Genomic DNA, 9,420 nt, shown 5'->3' with positions numbered 1-9,420 from the left:
GGGACGCCGGCCCCGCCGACGTCCCGCCCCCGTCGTGGTTCCCGGAGGACGGCTGCCGGTCAGTCGTCCTCGTTCTCGCCCTGGTCGTCGCCGCCGCTCCGGTGGAACCCGGCGGGCTTGGCGAAGACCTGGCCGTTCTCGACCGCCGGGCCGGTGCCGCCGGTGACCAGGTTGCCGCTGGTCGAGTCGAACACCACGGTGTTCCCCGAGGCGGAGACGAACGGCTGCGTCGACGAGCCGTTGCCGAGCGAGCCGTCCGGCGCGGCGGCGACCCGCTCGGTGCGGCCGGTGCGCAGGTCCTGGCGGTAGACGTCCCAGCCCGGGTGCTGGGGGCCGGCCACCAGGTTGTCGGCGGCGGACTCGAAGTAGATCCAGCGGTTGTCGGCGGTGATCGAGCCGTGGTCGGAGGAGCCGACCGAGCTGGTGCCGGGCAGGCCGCCGCTGACCTTCGTCACGGTGCCGGTCCGCAGGTCCCGCACGTGGAGCACGGTGTGGTAGCGGTGGCCGCCGGTCGAGCCGCCGGGCTCGGACAGGGTGTAGATCGCGCGCCGCCCGTCGGGGCTGATCGTCGCCTCGAAGCTGGAGCTGCCGATCGTGCCGTCGAGGCCCGCGCTCACCGGTGTGAGCGTCCGGGAGCGGACGTCGTAGGTGTAGTAGGGGGCGGCGGTCGGGCGGGCCAGGCTCGGCTGCGCCGCGGACTGCGGGACGCTGCGGCGCGCGGCCTCGGCGGCGCTCGGGGTGAGCTCCACGTCGGTGGAGGCGGGGGCGGAGGCCGAGGCCGCCGCCGCGGCGGTCGCGGCGGCGAGGCCGGGGGCCTGCTCGTCCGGCAGCAGGCTGGAGATGGAGCCGAAGCCGATGGTGCGGCCGTCCGCGCTGATCGTCGGTCGGAAGGACGTGCTCTCGCCCGGCTTGCCGTTCACGTCGTGGGAGACCAGCCGGGTGGTGTGGGTCCAGCGGTCGGTGAGGTAGACGTTGATCTTCCAGGTGTAGGGCCGGGCGAGCGAGGGCTCGGGGGTGGGCTCCGGCTCGGGGTCCACGACGGTCGGGTCCAGGTCGGTCCGGGAGGACACGTAGACCACGTACCGGCCGTTGCCGCTGACCTGCGCGTTGTACGAGGAGTGGTACTGGTCGGTGTCGGTGTTGGTGGGGCTGCTGCTGACCAGCTCGGTGCGGCCGGTCCTGCGGTCCCTGATGTACACCTCGGTGCGGTTCTTGACCTGCGCGCCGGGCGCCACGTTCTCGTCCTCGCTCTCGAAGACGACGTAGCGGCCGTCGGCGCTGATCCCGGCCTGGTCGGTCGAGCCGCTCAGCGCCCCGCCCGCGTCGGACAGGTTGACCTGTTCGAGGCGGCCGGTGCGCAGGTCCTTCACATAGGCGTTGCTCCAGCCCACCGAGGGGTGGGGCAGCAGGTTCGTGGCCCGGGAGGTGAACAGGGCGTAGCGGCCGTTCGCGCTGATGCCCTGGGCCGTCGACTGGTTGTCGGGCGCCGCGCCGTTCGGCCCGAGGCTGACCTGGGTGGTGCTGCGCGGCACCGGGCCGGCCTGGGCCGGGGCGGCGGCGACGGCGAGCAGGGCGGCCGCGACCAGGACGCTGCCGCCGCCCGACAGCCACCGGTTGCGGGTCGTCCGGGTGGTTCGTGTCATGAAGGTGTTCCTCCCCAGCGATCACCCGGCCGGGCTCCCTCCCGGCGACGGGCTTTCGGCAGAGCCAATCGTCGGGAGGGCCGGGGGGTCAACGCCCTCCGGTGATGTCGGCGGAAAATACGTCAACGGACGTATGCGGCAAGGGAATCAAGCCATTCGGATCATCACGGGTGGCGCACGAAGACGTCCGCGGCAGCGTTGGTGTCGCCCGGGACCAGGTCGCCGTCGTCGGCGGTGAAGACCACCGTCCCGCCGCCGGCGTCCACGAACGGGTCCGAGGAGTCGGAGGTGCTCTGCCCGCCGTCCCGGGTGAGGCTGACCCGTTCGATCGCGCCGGTCCGCAGGTCGCGGCGGAAGACGTCGTTGACGCCGTTGGTGTCGCCGGGGACGAGGTTGTCGGCGGCGGAGTCGAAGTAGACCCAGTGGCCGTCGAAGGTCATGGCGGGGTCCTGGGCGCTCGCGGTGGTCGTGGTGCCGGGCAGGAAGGCGTTGAGCCGCGTCAGCCGGCCGGTGGCCAGTTCCCGGGCGTACAGGTCCGACCGGAAGTGGTTGGAGCCGGGCCCGCCGACGCGGAACGGCAGGCCGAACAGGGCGTAGCGGCCGTCGGGGCTGATCCGGGAGCCCCTGCTGACGCCGCGCAGGGTGCCCTCGTCGTCCACGCTGGCGCCGGAGACCTTCCCGGTGTCGGCCTTCCAGACGAAGTACGGGTAGAAGCGGGCCGGGGCCAGCCCGGGTGCACCGGCGTCGGCGTCGGCGTCGGCGTCGATGTCGGCGCCGGGGGCGGCATCGGGGCCGGCGGCCGGGGCCTGCGGGAGCAGGTTGGTCGCCCGGGAGGTGAAGCCGACGGTGGCGCCGTCCGCGCTGATCGTCACGCCGTAGGAGGTGTTGTTGGCGGCCCCGCCGTCCGCACCGGTGGTGACCACCCGGGTGGTGCCGGTCCAGCGGTCGGTGACGAGCACGTTGAAGTGGCGCGGGTCCGAGCCCGGGGCGAGGTCGGTGCGGTTGGAGGTGTAGGCGACGTAGCGGCCGTCCCGGCTCAGGGACGGGGTGTCGGAGTAGCCGTCGCCGTCGCTGGGCCCGCCCCCGGTGACCAGCTCGGTGCGGCCGGTCCAGCGGTCGCGGACGAAGACGTCGCTGTAGTGCCTGGGCTGGCCGGGCACCACGTTGGTGGCGCTGGTGCTGAAGGCCACGAACCGGCCGTCGGCGCTGATCGAGGCGTCCGCGGTGGGTGCGTCCAGCCGGGAGCCGTCGTCGGCGACGCTGACCCGTTCGACGTGTCCGTTGCGCAGGTCGCGGACGTAGACCTCCTCGGAGTTCGGGGTGCCGGGCCCGGGCAGCAGGTCGGCCGCGGTCGAGGTGAACAGCGCGGAGCGGCCGTCCTCGCTCAGCCCGATCGCGATCGAACGCCCGTTGATCTGCCCGCCCTTGGCGGTCTCGCTGACCCGGGCGGTGTCGCCCTTGGGCGGCTTGGCCTCGGCGGCGGGCAGCGCCGCTCCGGCGGCCACGGCGGTGGCGGCCAGGACGGCGGCGGTGCGGGCGAGCCGGCGTCGGGTGCGTGCGTGCGTCATGGATCGTCCTCCCCTGATGGCGGTCCCGGGCCCACGGCCCCCGCGGCCCGGTCCGGGAGAGCCAAGCGTCGTGCGGACGGTCGGTCAACGACCGGTGGCGATTCCGCCCGGAAATACGCCACCGGTCGTATCCCGCAAGGGAGTCACGGCATCGGATCGTCGGGGCCTCGGGGCCTCGGGGCCTCAGGGCGCGTCAGGCCGTCACAGGCGGCGCAGGAAGACGTCCAGCACCTGGTTGGTGTCGCCCGGCACCAGGTCGCCGTCGTCGGCGGTGAAGAGCACCGTGTCGCCGGTGGCGTCCACGAACGTGCTGAAGGACGAGGAGGTGCTCTGCCCGCCGTCCCGGGTGAGACTGACCCGTTCGATCCGGCCGGTCCACAGGTCGCGGCGGAAGATGTCGCTGGCGCCGTTGGTGTCGCCGGGGACCAGGGTTTCGGCGCTGGAGTCGAAGTAGACCCAGTGGCTGTCGGCCGTCATGACGCCGTCGGACGAGGACCACCTGGTGCTGGTGCCCGGCAGGTCGGTGTTGACCTTGGTGACCTTGCCGGTGGCCAGCTCGTGGACGTACACGTCCAGCCGGATGCCGTGGGCCGGGCCGGGGAAGCCGCCGATGAACACCGGGACGCTGTAGATCGCGAAGCGGCCGTCCGGGCTGACCCGGGCGTCGTAGGAGACGCCGATCAGCTCGCCGGCGTCGTTCAGGCTGGCGCCGATGATCTTTCCGGTGTCGGCCTTCCAGACGTAGCACCGGTAGTAGTGGGGCCCGGCCAGCTGGGGCGAGTCGGCGGCGGGGTCGGCGTTGGTGGCGCTGCCGGCGCCGGAGCCGGCGCCGGAGCCGGGGTCGGTGGCCGGGGGCTCCGGCAGCAGGTTGCCCGCGCGGGAGGTGAAGGCGACGGTGGAGCCGTCCGCGCTGATCGTCGGGGCGAAGGAGCCGTTGTCGGCACCCTCGCCGTCCGCGCCGACGGTGACCAGCCGGCTGGTGCGGGTCCAGCGGTCGGTGACGTAGACGTTGTTCCTGCCGCGCCGCACGGTGCCCGGGGCGAGGTCGCTGCGGTTGGAGACGTAGGTGACGTAGCGGCCGTCGCGGCTGATGCTGGGACTGACGGCCCCGAACCCGCTCTGCCCGTCGGTGCTCGGCACGGCGGCGGCGGTGACCAGCTCGGTGCGGCCGGTCCAGCGGTCGCGGACGAAGATGTCGCTGGGGTGGCTCGGCTGGCCGGGTACCACGTTGGTGGCGGTGGTGCTGAAGACCACGAACCGGCCGTCGGCGCTGATCGAGGCGTCGGTGGTGGCGGCGTTCAGCGCGGAGCCGTCGTCGGCGACGCTGACCTTCTCGATGTGCCCGTTGCGCAGATCGCGGACGTAGACCTCGTCCGTGTTCGGGGTGCCGGGCCCGGGCAGCAGATCGGTCGCGGCGGAGGTGAAGAGTGCGGAGCGGCCGTCCTCGCTCAGCCCGAGCGGCGTCGAGTAGGCGTTGAGCTGGGCGCCCTTGGCGGTCTCGCTGACCCGGGCGGTGTCGCCCTTGGGCGGCTTGGCCTCGGCGGCGGGCAGCGCCGCTCCGGCGGCCACGGCGGTGGCGGCCAGGACGGCGGCGGCGCGGGCCGGCCATCTGCGGGTGCGTGCGGTGGTCATGGAACGTCCTCCCCTGGGATCGCCCGGCCGCGCTCCCTCCCGGCGGCGGGCCCTCGCAGAGCCAACCGTCGGGAGGGCCGGTGGTCAACGGCCGGGGGTGATCCCGTCCGGAAATACGTCAACGGACGTATCCCGCAAGGGAGTCATTCCCTTACAGGCGGCGCCGGAAGACGTCCGTGGTGGCGCTGTCGGGGACGGGCGCCAGGTTGCCGTCCTCGGCGCTGAACAGCAGGGTCGTGTCGTCGGCGTCGACCTGCGGGAAGAAGGCGGAGGTGGTGCTCTGCGAGCCGTCCTGGGTGAGGGTGACCCGCTCGGTGTGCCCGCTGCGCAGGTCGGTGCGGAAGATGTCGGCCTGCCCGTTCGTGTCGCCGGGCACCAGGTCGGCGACGTCGGAGCTGAAGTACACCCAGCGGTCGTTCAGCGGCATGACGGGGTTGGAGGAGGATTCGAGGGTGCTGCCGGACAGCGGCTTGTTGACCTTGGTGGTCCGGCCGGTGGCCAGCTCGCGGGCGTAGACGTCCTGGTGGACACCGTGCGAGCCGGGCCGGCCGCCCTCCTCGTAGACCGTGTAGAGCGCGTAGCGGCCGGAGGGGCTGATCCGTCCGTCGTTGCCGGCGCCGATGAGCTCGCCGGTCCCGTCGTAGCTGGCGCCGGTGATCTTCCCGGTGCGGGCGTCCCAGACGTAGTACGGGTAGGCGCGGATTCCGGTCAGCTCGGCGGTGTCGGCGGTGTCGGCGGTGTCGGCGGTGTCGGCGGTGTCGGCCGCGGAGGCGGCGGCTCGGTCGGCTCGGTCGGCTTGGTCGGCGAGCGAGGGCGGGGTCTGGTCGGCCGGGAGCAGGTTGCCGGCCCGCGAGGTGAAGCCGATGACGGTGCCGTCGGCGCTGATCGTCGGGCGGGAGGAGTTGTGGTCGGCCGGGGTGCCGTCCGCCCCGGTGCTGACTGGGCCCAGGCGGTGGTCGGAGAGGAAGCCGAGGCGGTAGCCGAGCTCCTGCAGAACGGTTTCAGCACGGACGTCGTGGCCGCCGTCCGGGTAGGCGAAGGCGATCGGTGGTTCGCCCAGCCAGTGGGTGAGGGCCTCGTGGGCACCGGTGATCTCGGTGCGCACGGTGTCGTCGTCGCAGCGTCCGAGGCACGGGTGCCCCTGGGTGTGGTTGCCGATGGCGACGCCCCCGTCCCGCAGGGCGAGCAGGTCGGCCGGGGTCAGCTGCTCCTGGCGGGGTGGCCGGCGGTCGGCGCTGACCCGCAGCTCGTGCAGGCTGCGTCGGCGGTCCGGGTCCGGCATGGCCTTGAGTCGCCGGAGCAGTTGGGACGGGTGTCCGCAGTCGAGCGAGCGGGCCCGGCCCCCGTGCCGGGCCAGGAAGTCGGCTTCGTGCCACCAGAACGGCCGCTCGGTGCCGATGAGCTCCGAGATGACGAACGCGGTGGCCGGAATGCCCCGGGCGTCGAGGGCCGGCAGGGCATGGGTGAGCACGCTCCGGTCGGCGTCGTCGAAGGTGACCAGGACGCTCCTGGGCGGCAGCGGCCGCCGCTCGGTGACGGCCTGGAGGACCGCGCCGAGCGAGACGGGTGTCGCGAGCCGCTGGAGCCGGTCGAGCTGGGCGCCGAAGGAGTGGTGGTCGGTGACCCCGTGGTAGGCGAGCACGGCGAGTCGCTGGGCGGCCAGGGCCCGGAACAGCGGCTGGACGGGGGCGAACCGCAGCCATTCGCCCCGAGCGTCCTGCTGTTCCGTGCCGCCGGCCGCCCGGTGACGGCCCCCGCCGTCCCGGTGCCCGCCGTGACGGCCCCCGCCGTCCCGGTGCCCGACATCCCGGTGTCCGGCATCCCGGTGCCCGCCGGGCCGAGGCTCGCGATGCCGAGGCTCGCCGTGTCGATGGTCGCCCTGAAGAAGCTCACTGCGCAGAAGCTCACTGTGCAGAAGTTCGTCGTGCAGAAGCTCGTCGTGCAGAAGTTCGCCGTGGAGCAGCCCGCCGTGCAGACGGTCGGCGGGCCGTCCGGCGGGCGGGGGCAGCGCGCGCAGGCCGGGTGCCGGCCGGGCGCGGGCCATGGAGATCGATGTACTGGACTGGGACTGCGGCACGGTTCCCCCTCGTTCGCCGAGCGGCGTGGCGGTACCGCCGGAGGACGGAGCCCGGCCTCCGACTCCAGGGGCGGCGGCTCCGCTCCTGGATATTCCTGTTCTCGGTGGGGGTTCACGCCCACCCTCGAACGGCTCCTGGATCACTCAATGCCATTGAGACCGCTGTACCGGACCGATGGTTGTACCGGGGGGACGAGGATTTTTCGTGGACTGATTGTGGAGCCGGAATGCCCGCGCCGACGTCTCGGACACACCTCGCGGCGATCTCGGTGGGCCCCTGACCAGCCCGGATTCTCCGGTCGCAGAGGGTGTTCGACCCTTCACTCCCTGCGGGCTGCCACTCGCCCCGTCCCGGGGTACCTTGGGCTCATGGCAGATGCGGACCGTGACCCCTTCCATCTCCACGGGGCCTCCCGAATGGCTCGCGCGTGCAGTGGCGGAGCGCTGGTCACCCACCAGCTCCCGCTGGCCGTGGTGGGCCTGGCCTGCCTGGTGCTCGGCATCGCCGTGGCCGTGTTCGTGCCGGACAGTGACGGGCCGGCCTGGGCGATGGCGGTGGCCGGCTGTCTGGCCGCCGGCGTCCTGCTGCTGGGCCGGATCGCGTTCGGCGTGTTCCGCGACCGTCGCCGCGCCGTGCTCTGACGGCTCCCGGCCGGGGTGCCGGCCGTGCGGCAGGCGGGTTTCGTTCGGGCGTCGCCCCCACCCGTTATGTCGATCGCTCTCGGCATTTCGAAACGGCAGATCGAGCGAAATTGGTCAGACCGACTGAATATCGTCCAGTCTGACAATCTCTGGTCCTCTTCTTTCACCATTCCCGGACAACGGCTTCATCCCGCCTCTACTGTGAATGCGTTCTTCCGGCTCGACTCGAAGCGCCGCGGAGGGGGAGCGATGGGCGGCAGACCGGATCGTGCCGTGGCCACCTCATGAGACGCGCCGGCGACCTCGCCGTCGCCGCCCTGGCCGCGATCGTCGCGCTGCCGCTGGCCCTGCTGATCGCCGTCCTGCTCCGCTGCGCGGCCGGTGGCCCGGTGCTCCAGCGGCAGACGCGGACCGGACGGCACGGCCGCGAGTTCCAGATCCTGCGCTTCCGGAGCGGCGGGGACGGCCGGCTCACCACCCTGTTGCGCCGCACCGGCCTGGACGAGCTGCCCCGGCTGTGGAACGTGGTGCGCGGCGAGATGGGGGTGATCGGTCCCCGGCCGGCCAGCCCCGTCCAGGTCGTGGGCTACTCCCGCCGAGAGCACGGCCGACTCGCGGTGCGGCCCGGCCTCACCGGCTGGGCCCAACTGCACGCCCTGGACCGCGGCCGGACGCCCCGCCCGCTCAGCCGTCCCGAGTGGGCCGAACTCGATCTCTGGTACGTCGAGCACCGCTCGCTCGGGCTCGACCTGCACATCCTCGGGCTCACCGTGCTCGCCCTGCTGCGGCCCGACACCGGCCGGGCGCACCGGGTCGGCCCGGAACCGCCCCGATAGGCTGCGGTTCATGGCCATTCCCCCTTTCCTCGCCGAACTCCGCGCCATCGTGGGTACCCGTCCGCTCTGGCTCAGCGCCGTCGTCGCCGTCGTGCTGGACGACCGCGACCGGGTGCTGCTGGCCCGCCGGGCCGACGATGGCCGGTGGGCGCCGGTCGGCGGCATCCTCGACCCGGGCGAGCAGCCCGCCGACGGCGTGGTGCGCGAGTGCGAGGAGGAGACCGGGGTGGTGGTCGTGCCCGAGCTGCTCGCCTCCGTCACGGTCTCGCCGCAGGTCACGTACCCGAACGGCGATGTGACGCAGTACCTGGTGCTGACCTTCCGCTGCCGCGCGGTCGGCGGCGAGGCACGGGTGAACGACGACGAGTCGTTGGACGTCGGCTGGTTCGGGCTGGACGAGCTGCCGCCGATGATCGAAACCGAGCACGAACGGCTGCGCCACGCGCTGGAGTGCGAGGGGCCGGCGGTCTTCACCTGGGAGGGCAAGGAACGCCCCTGAGCCCGAGCGGCCCACCCGCCGAGCCTGCCGCGCCCGCCCGACCCACCGGGCCCCGCCCGGGCGAGATCAGCCCTTGTACTGCCGGTAGGCCTCCTCCGCCGCGTCCAGCACCGCGGCCAGGTCCCCGCCCGCCGTGGCGGTCGCGGTGGCGGCCACCGCGCCCTCGACGAACGGGGCGTTGGCGAACCTGACGGGGAACGGCAGTCCGTGCTCGTCCGCGTCGGACAGCAGCGCGCGGACGGTGGTGACCGCCCCGCCCAGGTCGGCGAGCACCACCACGCCGTGGCCCTGGTCCACCCGTCGGGTCGCGGCGGCGACCAGGACGGCGCTGATGCCCGGTCCGTCCGACGGGTCGCCGCCGGTGGCGGCGACCGGCGCGGGGGAGTCGGATCCGGTCAACGCGAGCGCGAGGGAACGTACGGCGGTGGCCAGTTCCTGGCTGTGCGAGACCAGGACGATCCCGACCCGCCCGTGCACGGCGGGCCGGGCGGGGGTCGGCCGGGGCAACGACGTGGGCGAGGGG

Annotated in this window: 8 protein-coding genes; 3 read left to right on the top strand and 5 right to left on the bottom strand. The window is 73.4% G+C overall.

Annotation, left to right across the window (positions count from 1 at the left end; genetic code table 11):
- Window positions 1-59 precede the first annotated feature (59 nt).
- From ACIQOV_RS13340 to ACIQOV_RS13325, 4 genes are all read right to left on the bottom strand, one after another.
- Window positions 60-1,643 carry a TolB family protein gene (locus ACIQOV_RS13340; RefSeq protein WP_401048218.1) on the bottom strand — a complete coding sequence of 528 codons (1,584 nt, stop codon included), beginning with the start codon at window positions 1,641-1,643 and terminating at the stop codon, window positions 60-62.
- Between the two features lie 164 nt (window positions 1,644-1,807).
- Window positions 1,808-3,211, bottom strand: a complete 1,404-nt coding sequence (locus tag ACIQOV_RS13335; RefSeq protein ID WP_401048215.1) for a hypothetical protein — start codon at window positions 3,209-3,211, stop codon at window positions 1,808-1,810.
- A 201-nt stretch (window positions 3,212-3,412) separates the two neighbouring features.
- A complete protein-coding gene (locus ACIQOV_RS13330; protein ID WP_401048212.1) occupies window positions 3,413-4,843 on the bottom strand; it encodes a TolB family protein in 1,431 nt (476 codons plus the stop codon).
- A 151-nt stretch (window positions 4,844-4,994) separates the two neighbouring features.
- On the bottom strand, window positions 4,995-6,887 hold the full coding sequence (locus ACIQOV_RS13325) for a polysaccharide deacetylase family protein (RefSeq protein ID WP_401048209.1): 1,893 nt from the start codon (window positions 6,885-6,887) through the stop codon (window positions 4,995-4,997).
- 450 nt (window positions 6,888-7,337) lie between these two features.
- On the opposite strand from ACIQOV_RS13325, the gene ACIQOV_RS13320 reads away from it, so the two are divergent.
- The 3 genes from ACIQOV_RS13320 to ACIQOV_RS13310 all read left to right on the top strand — a co-directional run bounded on the left by ACIQOV_RS13320 (window position 7,338) and on the right by ACIQOV_RS13310 (window position 8,897).
- The gene (locus ACIQOV_RS13320; RefSeq protein WP_359914598.1) at window positions 7,338-7,562 is read left to right on the top strand and encodes a hypothetical protein; all 225 of its coding nucleotides are present in this window, start codon (window positions 7,338-7,340) and stop codon (window positions 7,560-7,562) included.
- 284 nt (window positions 7,563-7,846) lie between these two features.
- Window positions 7,847-8,398 carry a sugar transferase gene (locus ACIQOV_RS13315; RefSeq protein WP_401048206.1) on the top strand — a complete coding sequence of 184 codons (552 nt, stop codon included), beginning with the start codon at window positions 7,847-7,849 and terminating at the stop codon, window positions 8,396-8,398.
- A 10-nt stretch (window positions 8,399-8,408) separates the two neighbouring features.
- Window positions 8,409-8,897, top strand: coding sequence for an NUDIX domain-containing protein (locus ACIQOV_RS13310; RefSeq protein ID WP_359914604.1), 489 nt, complete (start codon window positions 8,409-8,411; stop codon window positions 8,895-8,897).
- Between the two features lie 66 nt (window positions 8,898-8,963).
- On the opposite strand, the gene ACIQOV_RS13305 is transcribed toward ACIQOV_RS13310, so the two are convergent.
- Complete coding sequence (locus ACIQOV_RS13305) at window positions 8,964-9,374, bottom strand: PTS-dependent dihydroxyacetone kinase phosphotransferase subunit DhaM (protein ID WP_401048220.1); 411 nt, start codon at window positions 9,372-9,374, stop codon at window positions 8,964-8,966.
- Window positions 9,375-9,420 lie beyond the last annotated feature (46 nt).

The sequence above is a fragment of the Kitasatospora sp. NPDC091257 genome (assembly GCF_044757675.1).
Taxonomy (GTDB): Bacteria; Actinomycetota; Actinomycetes; order Streptomycetales; family Streptomycetaceae; genus Kitasatospora; species Kitasatospora lactacystinica.
This window is presented reverse-complemented; position numbering and strand designations above follow the sequence as displayed.

Excerpts from the sequence above, each read along its gene's own strand:
- ACIQOV_RS13320 (WP_359914598.1), top strand. The coding sequence starts at position 7,338 with ATGGCTCGCGCGTGCAGTGGCGGAGCGCTGGTCACCCACCAGCTCCCG.
- ACIQOV_RS13335 (WP_401048215.1), bottom strand. The coding sequence starts at position 3,211 with ATGACGCACGCACGCACCCGACGCCGGCTCGCCCGCACCGCCGCCGTC.
- ACIQOV_RS13340 (WP_401048218.1), bottom strand. The coding sequence starts at position 1,643 with ATGACACGAACCACCCGGACGACCCGCAACCGGTGGCTGTCGGGCGGC.
- ACIQOV_RS13315 (WP_401048206.1), top strand. The coding sequence starts at position 7,847 with ATGAGACGCGCCGGCGACCTCGCCGTCGCCGCCCTGGCCGCGATCGTC.
- ACIQOV_RS13310 (WP_359914604.1), top strand. The coding sequence starts at position 8,409 with ATGGCCATTCCCCCTTTCCTCGCCGAACTCCGCGCCATCGTGGGTACC.
- ACIQOV_RS13330 (WP_401048212.1), bottom strand. The coding sequence starts at position 4,843 with ATGACCACCGCACGCACCCGCAGATGGCCGGCCCGCGCCGCCGCCGTC.
- ACIQOV_RS13325 (WP_401048209.1), bottom strand. The coding sequence starts at position 6,887 with ATGGCCCGCGCCCGGCCGGCACCCGGCCTGCGCGCGCTGCCCCCGCCC.